Genomic DNA, 19048 nt, shown 5'->3' with positions numbered 1-19048 from the left:
GCTACCCATATTTTAGGAGGAATGAACTATGAACAATAATATAACCAAGGAGTTTCCACAAGGATTTTTATGGGGAGGGGCCACGGCTGCTAACCAATTTGAAGGTGGGTATAACGTGGATGGTAAGGGACTAAGCACTGCTGATGTAATAACAGCCGGGACGCATACTATTTCCCGAAGAATTACGCCTGTATTGGAAGAAGGAATGAACTATCCAAGTCACGAGGCTATTGATTTCTACCATCATTATAAAGAGGATATCCGATTATTTGCTGAAATGGGTTTCAAGGTTTTTAGAATGTCCATCGCTTGGTCCAGAATATTTCCTAACGGAGATGATATCGAGCCGAATGAGCAAGGCTTGCAGTTCTATGATCGTGTGTTCGCAGAATTAAAAAAGTACAACATTGAGCCGTTGGTTACGATCTCACATTATGAAGCACCGTTTCATTTAACCCAAAAATATAACGGCTGGTCAGATCGCAGAGTGGTCGATTTTTATGTAAGATATTGTGAAGTTCTTTTTAACAGATACAAAGATGTCGTAAAATACTGGCTCACCTTTAATGAAATCAATATCTTAACCTTGTCTTTTGGGGCGTTCATGGCTGGAGCGATGATGCCAGAGGGGAATGGAGAGCTTGCCCATGCTACAGTGAAGGATGAGCAGATCCTGTATCAAGCTTTGCATCATCAATTTGTAGCCAGTGCAAAGGCAGTAAAGCTGGGGCATGAAATCAATAAGGATTTTAAAATTGGCTGTATGATTGCTTATATGTGTTCATACCCACTTACCTGTAACCCCGATGATGTTTTGCTCGCTCAACAAAAGGATAACTTGAATAATTTCCTGTGTTCAGATGTTCAAGTAAGAGGTGCTTATCCCGGATTTGCCAAACGATATTTTAAAGAACATAATATCCAAATTACGATGCAGGACAATGATGAGGACGTCTTAAAAGAAGGATGCGTAGATTTTTATACTTTCAGTTATTATTCATCCACTTGTGTCAGTGCAGACCCCAATCAGGAGAAGGTGGGTGGGAATTTATCCATGGGATTAAAGAATCCCTATTTAAAAGCAAGCGCATGGGACTGGCAAATCGATCCGCAGGGATTGAGATGGTCCCTCAATAACATTTATAATCGATATGAAATCCCGTTAATGGTTGTGGAAAATGGTCTGGGCGCTGTGGATACAGTGGAAGAAGACGGCTCCATTCAAGATGCTTATCGAATTGATTATCTAAAGCAGCATATTGAGCAAATGAAAGAAGCCATTGCTGATGGAGTAGATTTAATAGGTTATACACCTTGGGGATGTATTGATCTAGTAAGTGCGGGAACCGGTGAAATGAAAAAACGCTATGGATTCATATACGTCGATAAGGATAATGAAGGTAAAGGAACACTTGCCAGATCCAGAAAGAAGAGCTTCTATTGGTATAAGAGTGTGATCGAAACTAATGGGGAACAGCTGGACTAAATATTAGTGTGTGTCTTCAAAAAGTGATACAGTCAGCGCATGCCTATTCAGTAGGCATGCGCTGTTTGGATTTAAAACCAGTTTCCCTTCAGGAAACTACGGTGAATGTATACAGATTAGGAGATCACCATAGTCAATAGTATGTTAATTTTACTAAACACATGGGGTGAAAATGTCGAAATAAAGGGTAGGGTGGATAACAAAATATAAGGAAGTGGATACATATTATGAATCAAGTAGAAGCTGTTTTGTCTGCCATGCCGTTTATTAGAGAAGCTGCACGACATGATGTTTTAATATCTGTAATGGATAAAGAAAAATTTCTATTCTTTCAGTCGGGGAAAAGTTTAGTCTATGACTTCAAGGCAGGCGACCCTCTCCCTGGTGTACACAAGAACTTCAAAATGCTAGTAGGCGGAGAAAAGACCCGAGTTCGCTATGATGCCGAAGTTTTCGGGTTTGCTGCTGATTCATACTTTCATCCGATAAAGAATGAACAGAATGAGATTGAGGCAGTAATGTGCATCACCTATAGTATGGATAATCAGGATCAACTGAAGAAGTTGATGAGCCAAGCAGAGGATGTTACAAGCAAGCTAGTGGAAGGGATTCAGCATGTAGCAGCCCATTCGGAGGAGCTTAGTGCGACAGCCGAGGAAATTTTAAGCAATACGAAAAAGGCGGTTGAGGACTCTGGTAATGTGACTGAGGTGGCTGGCTACATCAAGGAAATTTCAGAGCAGACAAACTTGCTTGGACTAAATGCAGCCATTGAAGCTGCTCGGGTGGGTGAGGCAGGAGCAGGATTTGGGGTTGTTGCCGCAGAAATCCGCAAGATGTCTACGGGCACCAAGGAAGCCACTGGGCGAATCGAGCAATCCTTGCAAGCTGTCAGACAATCGGTTTATAGTATGGAACAAGAGATTACGCAGATTACTGTATCTTCCCAAGAGCAGGCCAAGCTTGTGTCGGAGTTTATGAATATTATTGATCAATTAAATGATACCAACCAAGGCTTGAGAGGTTTAATAGAGAAAATCACGAATGATGTGGATGTAAAATAAAGATTGGAAGAAGTCTCGGTCTGTGAATTGTGCATTCCGTCATGGAAATGTGATCACAGGGCGAGACTTTTTTAAGTTTATTAAATCATTTGGAGTGGATACATATATGAATTTGAATGGGTTGAATGAACAGAGTTACACAGAACTAGAGGATTATTGGGTGCGTGTATTTCTAAATTTAGTACAAGATCAGGATAAAGAGAACTGGGTGATTCCTTATTACAACACATCCTTTTCTAATGGTCAGAAAGTTATGGATATGAACCCCATTTTTTCGGCTAAATCGAAAATAAGTCATAAATCCATCAGAATCATTCATGAAACGGTTAATGAGGGGGATGACGTTCACTATTGGTTAGATACGAATGGGAAAAACGAATTAGTTATTATTTGTTCCCCATCACAGCAACATGTGCAAAAGGTAAAGGGGATCATTAAACGCTGGATTTATGAATGAGATCCATTATCCATAATCAAATCTTTTCCGATATAATAGGGAAGAGAAGCCATAGAACAGATACTACCTCAGAGAGGTGATTTACAATGACCGTTGATATTCTCCGACGTAATAATGTAAAAGTGTTGGGTACAGGCAGCCAGACGATTGTATTTGCTCACGGCTTTGGATGCGATCAGGATATGTGGCGTTATATCGTCCCTAGCTTTATCGACAACTACCAAATCGTCTTATTTGATTACGTTGGTTCTGGAGATTCCCAAATAAAATACTATGATTCCCAAAAATACAGTGACTTGCAAGGGTATGCCCAAGATGTGCTGGATATTATGGAAGCGTTAGAATTACGGAATACCATATTCGTCGGACACTCCGTTAGCAGCATGATCGGAATGCTCGCATCCATCCGAAGCCCTCAATATTTTGAACGCATTGTCATGCTCGGTCCTTCTCCACGCTATGTGAATGACCTGCCTTCTTATTATGGAGGTTTCGATAAGAGTGATATTGATGAATTACTGGATATGATGCAAATGAACTTTATTGGCTGGGCTAGTTACATGGCGCCCATTGCTATGCAAAATCCCGAGCGAGGGGACTTAACCGAAGAGTTGGAAAAGGCATTTTGCTCCAGAGATCCTCATATTGCACGGCAATTCGCAGAGGTTACATTTTTTTCAGATTGCCGTGTCGATCTTCAGCATGCTTCGGTTCCTACGCTTATTCTCCAGTGCTCTGATGATAGTATTGCTCCAATTGAGGTAGGGGATTATTTGCATACCCATCTTAGAAATAGCAGACTTCAGCAGATGAGAGCAAAGGGGCATTATCCTCATTTAAGCCAACCAGGAGAAACGAGCGATTTAATCAAAGAATATTTAGCCAGTGTGTAATATTGAAAGAAAGGCAGTCGTGCAATGGATATTCAATTAGATAAAGCTCCCTGTGGATACTTTTCAATTTCGGACGCTGGGATCATTCAATCGGTAAATCAAACTTTATTGGACATGCTTCTTTATGAACGTGATCAATTGCTCGGACGGCCGATTGAAACGACAATGTCTGTTACGAACAAGCTATTTTTTCATACTTATTTTTATCCCTACATCCAGTTGTACGGGCATGTTGATGAGATGTACTTCTCGTTTCGCACAAGTGATCGACAGGATGTGCCTGTACTTCTAAACGGAGTTCGGCAGGAACGCAATGGAGAAGCTGTTATTGATTGTGTAGTGCTTATGATGCGTAAGCGGATTGAACATGAGAAAGATATACTACAGACCAAAACCAAGCTTCAGGAATTATATCAGGCGACGAATGAAGCAAACCAGAAGCTTGAACGGTTGCACGAAGAATATGAAATCAAACAGCAGGAACTAGTGCGGATTAATCACCAGCTAGAAACGATGGCGTCAACCGACCCGTTAACTGGGCTTAAAAATAGAAGATATTTTCAAGATCAATTACAAATCAGCCTAGCCTCCTTTCAAGAGACCGGAATACCTTTCTCGTTGCTGATCATTGATATTGATCGTTTCAAAAGCATTAATGACACTTATGGTCATCCGGTGGGCGACCTGGTGCTCACTAATCTGGCTGAATTACTACAATCCATGTCACGGGAGATGGATATTGTCGCTCGTTATGGTGGAGAGGAGTTTGTCATTATTCTTCCGGGCAACGACGCAGAGGAAGCCATTCGTACAGCAGAAAGATATCGCTCCACGACGGCCTCAAGGGATTGGGGAGATTACAGCATTACTGTGAGTATTGGCGTGGCAACGGTTACGCAAGCGGATACGGAACAATCGATAGTTCATCAAGCAGATTTGGCACTGTATGCTTCCAAGAGTGGCGGGAGAAACCGGGTCACGCATGCAGCAAGTCTTGTAAAGAAATAGGTAGAGGCTTCAATAACCGCAGAAGAGCTGGGGAGGATAAAAATGGGGGAAGCGTACAAGCTGGACTGTGATATCTGTGCGTATACTGAGAACATATTTGTGGGGTTTGGTTTATTATATATGCGTTTGGAATCCATTGCTTCGTTTGTACAGGATGCTGCCCTTAAACGGCGTATTGAGGAATTCATAGGCAACCCTTCGACGAGATATGATGCTTATGACGCTCTGTATGTGTGCCCGGTCTGTCAGGCCATCCGCAATGAATTGTTTATTGAGATGGAATCGGACTCATCACAGTATAAAATTTCTTATGCTTGTCCTAGATGCGCGAGTGTTATGCAGCAGGAACTCATTGAAAACAATGTGCCGGTTCATTTGAGCTGCCCAGCATGTGAGAAGGGTAAATTGAAGGCAACGTTTTATATGGATTGGGATTAATAGATTCCCCGAATATCTCCACAGCATACTCCAATAAGCCTGGTCAAACCAGTCAAATTCAGCTAATATTAATGATAACGATTCTCATTTGTGGTATCAGAATGAATGAAAACCTTTGAGGTGAACGCCTGTGAATTCAAATTCGTTATCATTAATATATCAGCATTATTTAGAAAAAACTCCGTTTAGAAAACAAAACGAGCATACGTATATGATGTTACCGGAAGCGGGCGACGGACATATTTACCGAGTTACGACTTACAGCGGAATCGAGATTGTGTATTCGCATATTCAATATCACGAGCCTTATCCGACGAACTTTGCCTCCAGAGGACAAATGATTGAACTTCAATTTGCACTTTCGGGTCAACGTCATGTAAATATAGCTGGTCTGGACTATACGCTCCCGATAGGGCGGGGTGCTCTTATTTTTTTACAGGATTTCAAAGCATATTTCCATCCTCCCGTTAACGAACAATACCAATCCTTTGCGCTTGGCATTCCTGTCTCGTTGTTTAATTATGCAGCTTCACAGTTGGCAGCTCGTCGACAGGTAGCTATTGAATTTAATCAAATTCTGAAGGGTGCTGCGTTCCATCATCTTAGTTTTGAACTGGATCACAGAAGTATAGTGATGATTGAACATTTGATCAAAGACTTGAAAAGTGTGCATAGATCGCCTTTATTAATGGAAGCAGCGGCACTAGAGATTTTGAATAGGTTTATGATTCAATTATTTGATTTAACTCCCATGCCCGAAGGCCTATCTAAAGAAGATGTCAGAAAGTTGCATATGGCTCGGCAAATCCTTGAATCCAGCATGATTGATCCTCCTTCACTGATCGCATTATCAAAAAAGGTTGGATTAAATGATTTTAAATTAAAAAAAGGATTCAAAGCATGTTTTGGAACAACTGTATTTGAACATTTGCGCCAAATTCGTCTTGAATATGCGATGAAGCTGCTTCGAAGCCAGGAAAGCAATGTAACAGAAGCTGCGATGGCTGTAGGATACAGTAATGTGAGTGCATTTTCAGAGCAATTTTTCCGGGAATACGGAGTGAAGCCATCATCTTTAAAGAAATTATTTTAAAAATTCTGTTTTGACCATGTTAAAAATATTAAGTAAACAAAAAAGCTGGAACCCTGTATAGATAGGACTCCAGCCTTTTTATTTGGTGCTTATTTCACGAAAGTTTCAATGCCATCTGTATTGATGGTTGAAGTATGGGTACGAGACGCTTCTTCAATATTTTTGAATGCCCAGTAATCTGTTGGTACATCCTTCCATGTAGCCTGAATGGTTCCTTCCAGGGGTCCTCGTTTTAAGATTGTGTTCAAAATTGTAACGGTTTCTACGCGTGTTATATATTTATTGGGTTGGAAGCTTCCATCATTATAGCCGGTAATCCATCCTGCATTAGCTAACGCTACAATGGAATCTCTTGCCCAATGTTTTTCGATATCGGTATAAGGAGAAGCTGTGGTTTGTGTTCCTTTAAGCTGCTTCCAGGATGCGAGTATTGCTGCCATTTCTGCACGGGTAATGGGTTGCTCTGGTCGAAATGTTCCATCTGCATACCCATTCATGAGGTGCTGTGTCGTAAGTGCTATAATCGAATCCTTTGCCCAATACGTGCTAGGTACATCTTTGTATGTCGTTGAGCCTTCTTTTGTCTCCAACTTCATAATCCTAGCCATCATTGCAGCGGTTTCAGCCCGTGTAATCGACTGGTCCGGTCGGAAAGTACCATCCTGATAACCCGTTATATATTTTTCATGCGCAACCTCGGATTGCTCTACTGGCATGATTTCTGGAGTCGGTAAAACCGTTGAAGAAACCGATGGTGATGAAGGTGTGGTTGTTTCACTGGAAGAAGATGAATCACTGCTATCCGTGTTATCCTTCTTATCTTTTTTATTGCTACTGCTGCTGTCGTTATTGCTAGTATCACCAGTTCCGCCAGTGTTTTCAGTACCACCAGTGCTTGCATTTCCATTTACAACCTGTATATACGCTTCAGATGTACTCGGGGCAAATCGAGCATCCCCGCTGTATATAGCAGTGATAGCGTGGCTTCCCACACTTAAGTCTCTTGTAGTGTAGTACCCATTGGCATAGCCGTTCGAAATGCCCACCGGCTCCATCGTCAGCGTATCTAATACATTCGTGCCGTCCATAAGAATGACCGTTCCAGTTAAATCGCCCGACGTTTGTGGGTTTGAAGTTGTCCTCACGCTAAACTTTACTTCTTGACCTTGACTAGACGGATTCGTCGAACTCAATACTGTAGTTACTGTAGGTCTCAGTGAAGGTGTAGGCGCAGGTGCAGATGCATTTACGACCTGAATGTATGGCTCAGATGTACTGGGAATAAATCGAGCATCCCCACTATATATAGCCGTAATCGGGTGACTTCCCACACTTAGATTACTTGTGGTGTAAGTGGCAGTGGCATATCCATTCGCAATGCCATTTGGCCTCATCGTCAGCGTATCTAATATATCCGTACCATCCATAAGGACCACCGTGCCGGTTAAATCCTTCGTAATTTGTGGAGTTGAGATGGTTTTGATGCTAAACGTTACGGATTGACCTTGTTTAGAAGGATTTGTCCAACTCGTTACTGTGGTTTCAGTAGCATACACAGCATCCGTTACACTAGGTACTGGTGGGGAGGTTGCATACACAGCACTCTCGGAAAAACTCCATGTCCAGGTTCCAAATAAAACGATAATAGCAAGATAAGATAAACAAAAAGACTTGATTTTACGCATAAATTTCCTCCATAAAATTCCGGTGTCACGATGAACTTACTAGGATCCTCCATGATGACTAACCTACTAATATAATTTTTCTTTCTTACACTACTGATTTACTATACTAAATGCCTCTGAACCAATTCTGAACCAAATCGATAAAAACCGTGCCCAATTCACATCGCTAGAAGGGGATCACGATTTGCGAGCCTTTTCCGTAATTTCTCAGAGCAAATGCAAAAAGGGTCAACCAGAAAGAAATGGTTGACCTCATAATATGAATGACAGTTTAGCGTGATATTTTGGAAAGACTTATTCCGTTAGTATTTAAATTTGACCGTTAGATCCTGTAATTTCTGTGACATATCCGACAAGGTCGTTGCCAGGCTGGTGATCTGCTGCATCGAAGCTAGCTGTTCTTCTGCAGACGCTGCAATATTCTGCGAGTTGTCCGCCGCTTGGAGCGCCAGACTCGATACGTTTTCTCCACTTGCTGAAATTTCCTGGACACTTGCGGTTATTTGCTCCGTGATGCTTGCAAGCTCTTCCGTTTGCTGTGCGATATGATTGGTGGACGCCACAATTTTGTTAAACTGCTGCTCCGTCTCATTGGCAATTTTAATGCCGGAGTCGACATCCTGTTTTACGCGTTCCATGGTCTGAAGCGAATGCTCCATATCTTTGCGCATATTCTGAATCAACTCAGAAATCTGCCCGGAAGACTGATTCGATTGTTCGGCCAGTTTTCTTACCTCTGAAGCAACTACGGAGAAACCGCGGCCTTCTTCGCCTGCACGGGCAGCCTCAATCGAAGCATTTAAGGCAAGCAGATTGGTCTGCTGTGCGATATCCGTAATGGCATGTAGCATCGTGTCGATCTGTTGAGTGCGTTCATCCAACATTCTCATAACCGCATCGGTTTCATTGACAGAATGGTTAATCAAGTCCATTTGCTTCACTGTATGTTGTACAGCAGTACCGCCAAGGCTCGCCATTTCCATCGCGTCTGCAGACGATTCAGCAATAGTCAAGGAGCTATCCGTGATCCGTTGCATACCTATTGAAATTTCCTCAAGCGAGCTGGTTGTCTTCTGAAGCATCAGTTGCTGCTCCTTCGCACCGGCCGCCGATTCCTGAATTGCGACGGTGATATGCTCGGTTGCCTGTCCAGTGTGCTCTGCTCCAAGGGTCAATTCTTTCGAGGAAGCAGCGACCTGCTTGGTGGACAGGTTTACCTCACCGATCAGAAATCGAATATTTTTAATCATATGATTGAAGTCCTGTGCAAGCTCACCGATCTCATCTTTTGAATTCATTTTGACTTCTTGGACTGTTAAATCACCGTCCGCAACTGAGTTAAGCCGCTTTGCAATCGTGATAATAGGTTTCGTAAAACGTCCCGAAACAAAGCTTACGATAACTGCTCCCAGAATAACCGCAACAGCTGTAATAATCAGGACAATATAAAGGACTTTGGTCGCTCCGCTGTTAAATTCGTTAAAATATGCTCCAGAACCGATGATCCACCCCCAATAAGGATCCTTTTCAACGTACGAGATTTTCGTCTCTACTTGATCTGTACCAGGTAAAGCCCATTTATAAGTGACGAATCCCCCGCCGTTTGTACCGGCTTTTACAAACTCTTTTCCCACATGCACACCGTCTTCGGATACGGCATTTATTAAATCCTGGCCTTCATTTGAAGGGTTCATCACTGAAACGGCATCTTGGTTGACTGCCCACGGATAACCTGTTTTACCTACAGTATATTTAATCTTTACCGGTCTTTTGTTATTAGCATCTTTTACACCGAGCAGTTCGATGCGCAGTTTTTCCTGTGCTTCCTCCAATGTTAAATTACCGGCTTCGACTTGCCCATTGAGGAAACTAATCATACCAATTACCATTTGCACACTATTCTTAAGTGCCACTTTGCCTGATTCATTCATTTCATTCTTGGAAACAACATAAGAACTGCTTCCAATCACAAAAGTAGGTACAATTAAAATAATCAAGCACATTATGGTTAACTTCGCCCTTAACGATCTCACCTTCATGATTGATCCTATCTTTGTTTTCACTGTGATTTCCCCCTTAGAGATCGATATACAGACTCAACCCACAACTGCATTTTGTTACTAAAGGTAAAAAGACTGTACATCATATATCGTAAAAACTCGTCAGGAAATTAAGCCCTTTCAGCCTGGCTGCTATTTTATAGGCTAAATTAAATCCGTTTAACCGCAAATTTATCCGTCTATAGGCAGTAGCTTTTTGGTATGCTCCGTATACTTCTGCATAGAGAGAATCTATAACAGAGGAGTGTGCGAGGATGAATAGAATAAAAGGGAGCATCTTTTTCAGTGTTTTTGTGGCTATGCTAGGGCTCATGCTCATTGCTCCAATTATGCCGCCCCTTATTCGTGAATTAGGCTTAAGAGAAAGCCATTCCGGAATAATTATATCGCTTGGTTCTATAACGATGGCCTTAATGGCTCCAGTATGGGGAAATCTGAGTGATGCAAAGGGCCGCAAGCCTGTGATTTTGCTTGGGTTTATAGGGATGTGTGTAAGCTGTCTGTTGTTTACGCTTACTCTTTTTGCAGGATTAAAGGGTTGGCTCAGTGGGGGACTGCTGTTAGTCCTGCTGATTGTTACACGCGGCTTAATTGGCGGCTTTATCCCGGCGGTGTTGTCATCTTCCCAAGCTTATATGGGGGATGTAACGGAGGGTGAAGAGCGTGGAAGTGGTATGGCTATTATTAGTGCGGCGAATGGGCTTGGGCTGGTATTTGGCCCCGCGATTGCAGGTGCCTTTACTTTAATAGGACTGTTATGGCCCTTATATTTTGGAATTGGCATTGCCGCTGTTGCATTCGTGGTGTCTCTACTGGCGATTCCGGCCGCCCAGCCTGTTATTCAGCAAAAACCTGCTCGAATTAATCCCCTCCAGCCAGGTCTAAGAATGTATTTGTTTGCAGGCTTGGTTACGATGATTAGTATTGTGACTATTCAGGTTATAGGTGGTTTTTATTTTCAAGATCAGTTAGGTCTTACATCCGAAGAAACAGCAAGAGTTGTTTCCTTTGGACTTATGTTCTCCGGAGCAGCGATGCTGATCGTGCAGATCATCCAAATGAAATGGCTTAAATGGCAGCCTAAGCCGATGATTTTGCTCGGTTCTCTATTCCTGATTGCTGGAATGGCATTATTTCTGATTTCAGCCAGCTTGGTCCTTTACTATGCAGCGTTCTTTATGTTTGGCATAGGCACGGGCTTACTGATGCCCGGATTTATGGCAGGTGCTTCGCTTTCGGTCAGTCAAGAACAGCAAGGGGGAGCAGCAGGGCTGGTAGCTGCGATACAGGGAATTTCCGCGATCATTGCTCCTATTTTGACGACCACTTTATATCGAGTAGACAAATATATTCCCTTTATTCTTATAGCGGTTCTGGTTGCTTGTATGGCTATCGTTATGCTGGGGGTAAAAAAGGGAGACGGGAATAGTAAGCCTGTGCCTGACAAGGCATAATAAATAAAAGAGTGATTAGATGAATCCATAGGCTTCCGGAGTATACTCATCGGAAGCCTATATCTATTATAATAAGTTATAAGAAATTTCAGGAAAATCAGAAGGGAGTGAAGAGCTTATGGAAATCCGGCAAAAATGGGTGGCATTAAACAAAAAATACAGCTTGTACGCACTCAGGTCTTTAAGTCAGGTTTTTTGAAAACGTGTTGGAGGAATGTAGATGGGTTGGGAGTATGGAATTAAGGTCGCAAATGTTAAGGATATTAAAGCGCTAATGGAACGCTTAGCTGAAGCATTGCCTAGGATTGACGGATATCGGATGCAAAGGGATGAGGATGGCTTTGTCCTGCTTCAGAATAATTCTGATTGGCCTGAAGCGCTCCAGATTTCATTGGAAGAGGCAAGAAATATTGAAGATTTAGAAGATGATGAACCTTATATCTATTGTCTATTTCATATCGGCGGCGGAGATGCGATGAGGTTGAGGGAAGGAATGTGCAGGGTGCTGGAAGAAGAGAAATGCGCTGCGGATTGGTTCGAGTTATAGCCGAAGAAAGGAGTGGGTGAGATTGAGTAAGAAGGACAAAAAAGAGATTCAGACACTAATCTATCGCTATAGCGGTCCACGAGCCAATATTGGATATACTTTTGAACCGCTGCGTTATGGGGATACTGATGAACCGAAGCTGGAGGAGATGATATTCATCTACGCAGATGACTTTGATATCGTGCTGTCTGCGTTAAAGTCCAAATATCCACTTGTCGATCCTGATACAGGAGAAACGTATGAGGCTTTTGACCCCTGCTGGGATAATCCGATACAGGAGTCGGTATGGCATGAAATATTAACAGAATTGGATGCTTGGCCTGCCAAGGAGCCGGAATTGCGCCTATTTATCGATTCCTTTACAGCGTGGGTCAGAGCGCATCTGAAGCAAGCAGATGGTATTATCGTGACCGGAAATCTGTAGAGAAGGCCATGCACTGCAATCCGTATTTTTGCTGCCCCTCGCTTCGAGGGGCGACCGGACGGCGAGCCACTGAGTCGAGTGCCTGGTTCTTTGCAGTACACGCGACAGTCTCCTTGTTGCAACTGGATTATTAACGGTGCTTTTGGTTTCTGATTAATGTTTGCTCCAATTCGGTATCTGCCATAAATTTGCTGGCAGATACAGCAAGCTGATATTGATTGGTCCCCATATTGTTAGCGGCAGGTTGAAGAATCCCTTTTATTGTTTGCCATAATGAAGAGGCCTGCAGGCTTTCTGCCCCAAAATGCAAGATGATATGGATACAGGAGGTAATAATATTGCGACCAAGTCCGTACAGGAACCATTCTTTTTCCTTCGTAATAAGCGGAATAATGGTTACCATCGTTTCCCACGCTTCATCCAATCGACCTGTTTCAATGAACTTCTCTGCCAAGTTAGATGCAGTAGAACAGTAATTATGATGATTTCCTTCTGTTTTTTCTATTTCGGCCAGCTTTTTAAGGGCTTCAATTTCACCTTCTGGATGGTTGCGCCATCTCTCATGATAAACGAGTGCCTGTAAATTTTCTTTGTTCCAATCCGTCTGCTCTCTGATCCACAAATCGATAAATAATGATAGATACATATCTTCCCCGAGCTCACTTGCGATATTGATGCAATCCTCAAGATCAGCTGTATCTTTGCTGAACAAATATGTTTCCAAAATCAACTCAGGGTCAAACCCGGCATATGTATCGAAATTGGCCTTCTTGGCCTGCTGGAACAAAATTTGGTCCTGCTCACGCTCATACTTTTGCAGTAAAAAAATGGCGTAATACAGAGCATCGCCAATCCCCTGAAAACTGTTCGTTTCCCTGTCTATAATCTCATTCACGAGCAGCCTTCTCACAATCGGTTCGTAATGCGGGGCATCTCGATCCTCACGATTATACATAGCCAAAAGCACCTTTAAGCGATTGGTATAATTGGCATCACTTTTTCCATATTCCTCATTGTGTTGCTCCAAATAGTCAACCTTCGAAAAATCGGCGTGATCACTTATTAGACTCTGCAGCATTTCATCATAGGGTGCCATCATCTGATCCAGCAGCCTTTTGTAGTTCGTTTCCAATACTGTGATTCTCCTTTCTTGATCGGCTTAATACTACAATCCATATGTATATAAAACAAGCGATTTCCTTTTGAGACGGGATCGCTTAGTGTAGCAGCGATGTATACACGTACATATTTTTCTAATAGACCCATTTTAAGATTCAATATAAGGGTTGGACATTCAACACCTGTAAATCAAGCATACAACATGCAGGGATACAACATTGCGCACAACTATTGGAAGCGTTTTAATTTGAGTATAGAAACACAAAAGAAGATCTCAGGGAGGACATAAGAATGCTAAAAGTGAAAGCGCTTAGATGTGAACATTTAAACAATCCGATTGGACTGGGCTGCCTAAAGCCGCGACTAAGCTGGCAAATTGAATCTGACAACATATACGTTTTCCAAAAACGCTTCCAATTGCAAGTATCCATACATCCTACTTTTGAACCGCTGATTTGGAATCATTTTTCCTATTCGGAGCAATCTATTTTGTTTCCCTATGGAGGTCCTCCACTGGAATCCGGACAACGATATTATTACCGGGTAAAAGTATGGGCTCAGGGAGCAGGTGACACCGAACCGGAGGAATCGGAATGGAGTGAGTTTGGCTTTTGGGAAATGGGGCTGCTTTCTGAGCAGGACTGGAAGGCAGAATGGATTACAGTGAAGGAGCGAAGCCTCCATGAAAAGTTTCAGACGAGAGCCCCTTTTGCTTCCTCCAAGTGTTTTTCAGTTGAGGGAAAAGTAAAAAAAGCAGTCATTTATGCCACAAGCCTTGGTCTATATGAGCTGGAGCTAAATGGACAAAGAGTAGGCGATGCCTATTTTACCCCGGGATGGACAGATTATAACGATCGTGTCCAGGTGCAAGCCTATGATGTGACTTCTACCATTCGAGAACAACATAATCGCATCACAGCCACGGTAGGAGAAGGCTGGTACAGCGGCTATCTAGGCTGGCAAAAGCGCAAGGATACCTATGGGAACACGAATGCTTTGTTATTTCAAATGAAGATTAGCTATGAAGATGGCCGTTCAGAACTCATTTGCTCAGATTCTTCCTGGGAGGAAACGAGCTGTGCCATTTTGATGTCGGACATTTATAACGGCGAAATCTATGATGCCCGATTGGAGCAGCAGGCAGGCGAGCATCGCTCCTTGAATGAACGGAAAATGATGCAGGTCGTCCCGTTTCCGTTAAGTCATCTGGTTGCTCAGGAGAACGAGCCTGTCCGTGTAATGAACCGATTAAAGCCTGTTGAACTGATTCAAACGCCTAAAGGCGAGCTGGTCCTTAACTTGGGGCAAAATATGGTAGGCTGGCTGGAATTTAAAGTTGAAGCTCCTGAGGGTACGGTTCTGAATTTGATACATGGTGAAGTGCTGGATCAGCAAGGGAACTTTTACCGAGATAACATTCGGGATGCAGCGCAGCAGATTACGTACATTTGCAGCGGCAAGGGGACGGAGATATTTAGGCCGCATTTCACTTTTCAAGGCTTCCAATATGTGAAACTTGAGGGCTTTCCGGCTGGCGTAGACATTGAAGATTTTACGGGCGTTGTTTTGCATTCAGATATGGAGACAATTGGCTTGTTCGAGACATCCGATCCAAAGCTCAATCAACTCCAGCACAATATTGTATGGGGGCAAAAGGGGAACTTCCTGGATGTGCCGACCGATTGCCCGCAGCGTGATGAGCGATTAGGCTGGACCGGCGATGCACAGATTTTTGCCAGAACGGCCAGCTTCAATATGAATAGTGCTTCCTTCTTCCGAAAGTGGCTGAAAGATTTGGCTTACAACCAGCTGGAGAATGGGGCTGTGCCTTTTGTCGTGCCGGACGTCCTCAAAGGAACCTTTGCAGATAATATGGACAAAACGACGGCAGCATGGGGGGACGCGGCGGTTATATGTCCGTGGACTATCTATCAATGTTATGGGGATAAGCAGATTTTGGCTCAGCAGTATGACAGTATGAAAGCATGGGTCGATTATATCCGTGCCCAGGGGACTGAGGAGCATCTGTGGGATAGTGGTTTGCAACTGGGAGATTGGTTGGCGCTGGACAGCGAGGAAGGAAGCTATTTTGGAGCGACCGATGGAACGCTGGTAGCGACTGCATACTTTGCGTATTCGACTCATATTTTGGCGCAGACGGCCAAACTGCTGAATCGCTATACCGATTACAACACCTATCAAAGCCTGCATGAAGGGATTAAAGCCGCTTTTGCGAACCGTTATTTTGATGACGCTGGCAAGCTGACTTCGAATACCCAAACTGCACAGGTTGTGGCTTTGCACTTCGGATTGGTACCAGAAAGCTATAAAAAGCAAGTGATCCAGGAGCTCGTACGGCTGATAGAAAAAAATGATATGCATCTGGATACCGGCTTTGTGGGCACGCCCTATCTATGCCTAGTTTTATCCGACAATGGCTATACAGATGTAGCTTATAAAATTTTATTCCAGAATGATTATCCTTCCTGGCTCTATCAGGTTGAACGTGGGGCCACGACCATGTGGGAGCATTGGGACAGCATCAAAGTGGACGGCTCCTTCTGGAGCACTGATATGAATTCGTTCAATCACTATTCGTACGGTTCAGTTGGAGACTTTATGTACCAAAATATTGCCGGAATCGATGTGCTTGAAGCGGGCTACAAAAAGTCACGGTTAGCACCCAAACCGCCTATTAATCTTACTTCGGCCCATGGCAAGCTGGAGACACCATATGGTGCGCTTGCTGTCCATTGGAAAATCGTGAATGAAGAAATGCAGATGACGGTTCACGTACCACATAATACGACGGCTGAGATTACGCTTCCAGGCGTTATGGAGCTGGATACGCTACAACAGACCATTACCACACAATACCCGTCCATTCAGTATCCGCCTGGTAATGTGCCACAAGAGCTGGCCGGGGAATTAGGTTCTACCGGGGAACAGGCGGTTTTTCAAAAGAACGGAGATCATGAATTGACGTTTATCGTCGGATCTGGACAGTATACGTTCCAGTACAAATACAACCAGGGCTAAATAACATAGACTAGAGGTGAGAAGCTTGATGAATATCAAAAACAAAATATGGTTTAAAACGGCGTTGCTGTCTATTTCCTTAGTCCTGACATCAGCGAGTGCTATTTCAGCTGTCATCCCGATGATGCTGAACCAATTCCCGGGAGTCTCCAGTTCGCTGATTGAAAGCGTAGTTACGATCCCGTCTTTCTCGATGATGCTGTTTGTATTGTTGAGTGGCCCGATCTCTTCCCGCATGGGTAAAAAAAATACAGTCCTGCTAGGACTTTTGCTCGTGGTCATCGGCGGAATACTTCCTATGCTCACTACGAATATTACATGGATTCTCGCGTTGCGTTTGGTGCTAGGAGCAGGTCTGGGGATGTTCAATTCACTGGCTGTCAGTTTAATTAGTGATTTTTTTGAAGGGGACGAACGTGCTCAATTGGTAGGCTTTCAAAGCGCTGTACAAGGGCTCGGAAGCAGCTTGGCTACCTTTGTGGCAGGACAGCTTGCCCTAATCGACTGGCCGTTTGCCTTTTTGTGCTATGCGATCACGATTCCGATCGCACTGTTATTCTTTTTTATCATCCCTGAACCAGAGCGTGGGGAGCCTACAGTGTGCACGACAGGAACGGGTAACAAGAGTAGGGGAGTATCCCTACCTGTACTTGGCTTAGGAGCTGCACTTTTTCTGTTTATGACTTTTATTATGATTGTGTATACCAAAACAGGCATTATGATTGCTGAGAAGAGTATGCCTAATGCAGGATTTTTAGGGACCGCTTTAACGCTGTTCTCCTTATCAACCATGATTGCAGGCTTCTTGTTTGGTAGAATATATAAATGGTTCAGAAATTACGCACCCTTTATCTCCAGTCTATTAACAGCAACAGGCTTTGTCCTGCTGTGGTTTGCTCAGAGTGTGACGATGGTTACGGTCGCCATGCTGATTATTGGCTTTAGCTTTGCACTGTTTATTCCCTATATTTTTACCATACTAACTAAAATCGTACCTAAGGGTAGTGGGACGATATCTATTTCGATTGCAATGGTGGGCTCCAATTTGGGAGCGTTTGCTTCGCCTTATGTCATCAAGTTAGTTGGGGTGTTGTCTGGAAATGAAACTGCCTCATTTTCCTTTCTCGTTTCAGCGATTGTATTTATGATTGCTGCGCTCCTCTGTCTGGGAATCACTATTAGAGGAAAGGAAAGCAAAACACAGACGGCAGTTCACAGTTAATGGGAGTCTGAAGGAGGAGTCTGTGTTTATGAACCTGCATGAGTTGGATCAGTTGCTGAGAAGTAAAACTGAAATTGAGCTTCTGCAACAACAAAGCAATCAGGTGATTAATGATCTCTCCAAAGAATCGGAGAATGAGCGATTTTTTGATATGAATCTGAATATGTATCGAATGCCCGCTTTATTCTTTTTCGGAGAACATGATATTTATATTAGCAAGCACAACAGGTTTGCTCCGATGCTAGAGCACATGCATGAATTTATTGAATTAAACTATGTTTACTCAGGTAAATGCAACCAAATTATAGCAGGCAAAGAGATTCAGCTTTGTGAAGGTCAAGTGTGTGTTCTGGATAAGGATGTGCCGCACAGCATCTCTCCTTTGGGAGAAAACGATATACTGATTAATATCCTGCTGCAAAGAGAAACGATCTCGTCCCTCTTTCTACAGCGGCTATCCAAGAAAAAAAGTTTGATCGGCGAATTTCTCGCCAATTCAGTCCTTCAGCATCAGCACCATAATCACTTTATTATTTTTGAGTCACAGCATAATGAGAACCTTCAGTATATATTGCGTAGAATCTTAATCGAATATTTTTCCAGGCAAGAGGACTCTATGGAGTTGGTCAAGGCTTATTTGCCAATTGTATTTGGAGAATTGGTTCGTGTATTGGAAAGCGAGCATAATATTCATGTAAACCAGCAGGAAAATCATATTACCTCTATTCTGAATTATATGGAAGAGCATTATCAGCATTTAAGCCTTCAGCAATTAGCTAACCATTTTAATTACAATAGTACGTATTTAAGTAATAAGTTGAAAAAAGTAACCGGTCTTACTTACACTGAGCTGATTGCCAACATTAAGCTTAATGCCGCCTATTCTTTGGTAGTGAATACCAACCTGCCGTTTGAAATGATATTTAAGCAGGTTGGATATAACAGCATGAGTTTTTTCTATAAAAAATTTAAGACCGCGTATGGTGCCACCCCGCAAAATATCCGAAACAAACAAATGAGAAAATGAAGAATACACAAGGACGTCCAATTTGAATTGGG

Annotated in this window: 16 protein-coding genes; 13 read left to right on the top strand and 3 right to left on the bottom strand. The window is 43.0% G+C overall.

Features of this window, described 5'->3' with window-relative positions:
• The first annotated feature begins 28 nt into the window (after nt 1-28).
• The 7 genes from MKX36_RS17550 to MKX36_RS17520 all read left to right on the top strand — a co-directional run bounded on the left by MKX36_RS17550 (nt 29) and on the right by MKX36_RS17520 (nt 6439).
• On the top strand, nt 29-1486 hold the full coding sequence (locus tag MKX36_RS17550) for a glycoside hydrolase family 1 protein (protein WP_340865208.1): 1458 nt from the start codon (nt 29-31) through the stop codon (nt 1484-1486).
• A 227-nt stretch (nt 1487-1713) separates the two neighbouring features.
• On the top strand, nt 1714-2550 hold the full coding sequence (locus tag MKX36_RS17545; RefSeq protein WP_340865207.1) for a methyl-accepting chemotaxis protein: 837 nt from the start codon (nt 1714-1716) through the stop codon (nt 2548-2550).
• Nucleotides 2551-2656: 106 nt separating this feature from the next.
• Nucleotides 2657-3007, top strand: coding sequence for a hypothetical protein (locus MKX36_RS17540; RefSeq protein WP_340865206.1), 351 nt, complete (start codon nt 2657-2659; stop codon nt 3005-3007).
• 86 nt (nt 3008-3093) lie between these two features.
• The gene (locus tag MKX36_RS17535) at nt 3094-3900 is read left to right on the top strand and encodes an alpha/beta fold hydrolase (protein WP_019688184.1); all 807 of its coding nucleotides are present in this window, start codon (nt 3094-3096) and stop codon (nt 3898-3900) included.
• Nucleotides 3901-3924: 24 nt separating this feature from the next.
• A complete protein-coding gene (locus MKX36_RS17530; RefSeq protein WP_340865205.1) occupies nt 3925-4908 on the top strand; it encodes a sensor domain-containing diguanylate cyclase in 984 nt (327 codons plus the stop codon).
• A 42-nt stretch (nt 4909-4950) separates the two neighbouring features.
• Nucleotides 4951-5346: a hypothetical protein gene (locus MKX36_RS17525; protein WP_016821773.1), complete on the top strand. Its 396-nt coding sequence runs from the start codon at nt 4951-4953 to the stop codon at nt 5344-5346.
• A 130-nt stretch (nt 5347-5476) separates the two neighbouring features.
• A complete protein-coding gene (locus tag MKX36_RS17520; protein ID WP_016821772.1) occupies nt 5477-6439 on the top strand; it encodes a helix-turn-helix domain-containing protein in 963 nt (320 codons plus the stop codon).
• An 89-nt stretch (nt 6440-6528) separates the two neighbouring features.
• On the opposite strand, the gene MKX36_RS17515 is transcribed toward MKX36_RS17520, so the two are convergent.
• Nucleotides 6529-8124, bottom strand: coding sequence for an S-layer homology domain-containing protein (locus tag MKX36_RS17515; protein WP_340865204.1), 1596 nt, complete (start codon nt 8122-8124; stop codon nt 6529-6531).
• Nucleotides 8125-8426: 302 nt separating this feature from the next.
• On the bottom strand, nt 8427-10187 hold the full coding sequence (locus tag MKX36_RS17510; protein WP_019688179.1) for a methyl-accepting chemotaxis protein: 1761 nt from the start codon (nt 10185-10187) through the stop codon (nt 8427-8429).
• A 251-nt stretch (nt 10188-10438) separates the two neighbouring features.
• Here MKX36_RS17510 and MKX36_RS17505 point away from each other — a divergent pair, with 251 nt between their 5' ends.
• The 3 genes from MKX36_RS17505 (at nt 10439) to MKX36_RS17495 (ending at nt 12609) form a co-directional block, all read left to right on the top strand.
• A complete protein-coding gene (locus MKX36_RS17505; protein ID WP_340865203.1) occupies nt 10439-11638 on the top strand; it encodes an MFS transporter in 1200 nt (399 codons plus the stop codon).
• A gap of 220 nt (nt 11639-11858) precedes the next feature.
• Nucleotides 11859-12185: a hypothetical protein gene (locus tag MKX36_RS17500; protein WP_016821768.1), complete on the top strand. Its 327-nt coding sequence runs from the start codon at nt 11859-11861 to the stop codon at nt 12183-12185.
• A gap of 22 nt (nt 12186-12207) precedes the next feature.
• Nucleotides 12208-12609, top strand: a complete 402-nt coding sequence (locus tag MKX36_RS17495) for a hypothetical protein (protein WP_165081933.1) — start codon at nt 12208-12210, stop codon at nt 12607-12609.
• 130 nt (nt 12610-12739) lie between these two features.
• Here MKX36_RS17495 and MKX36_RS17490 read toward each other — a convergent pair whose 3' ends face one another.
• The gene (locus MKX36_RS17490; RefSeq protein ID WP_340865201.1) at nt 12740-13741 is read right to left on the bottom strand and encodes a hypothetical protein; all 1002 of its coding nucleotides are present in this window, start codon (nt 13739-13741) and stop codon (nt 12740-12742) included.
• 278 nt (nt 13742-14019) lie between these two features.
• Between MKX36_RS17490 and MKX36_RS17485 the strand changes: the two genes are divergently transcribed.
• Genes MKX36_RS17485 through MKX36_RS17475 form a run of 3 tightly spaced genes read left to right on the top strand, consistent with a single transcriptional unit; the run spans nt 14020 to nt 19016 of the window.
• The gene (locus tag MKX36_RS17485; protein ID WP_340865200.1) at nt 14020-16767 is read left to right on the top strand and encodes a family 78 glycoside hydrolase catalytic domain; all 2748 of its coding nucleotides are present in this window, start codon (nt 14020-14022) and stop codon (nt 16765-16767) included.
• A 28-nt stretch (nt 16768-16795) separates the two neighbouring features.
• A complete protein-coding gene (locus tag MKX36_RS17480; protein WP_340865199.1) occupies nt 16796-17989 on the top strand; it encodes an MFS transporter in 1194 nt (397 codons plus the stop codon).
• 28 nt (nt 17990-18017) lie between these two features.
• Nucleotides 18018-19016, top strand: a complete 999-nt coding sequence (locus tag MKX36_RS17475; protein ID WP_340866123.1) for an AraC family transcriptional regulator — start codon at nt 18018-18020, stop codon at nt 19014-19016.
• The last annotated feature ends 32 nt before the right edge of the window (nt 19017-19048 follow it).

Origin of the sequence: Paenibacillus sp. FSL W8-0439, from assembly GCF_038008995.1 — a bacterium.
Taxonomy (GTDB): Bacteria; Bacillota; Bacilli; order Paenibacillales; family Paenibacillaceae; genus Paenibacillus; species Paenibacillus polymyxa.
Note: the sequence above shows the minus strand (reverse complement) of the source record. Positions and strands in the feature narration are given on the sequence as shown.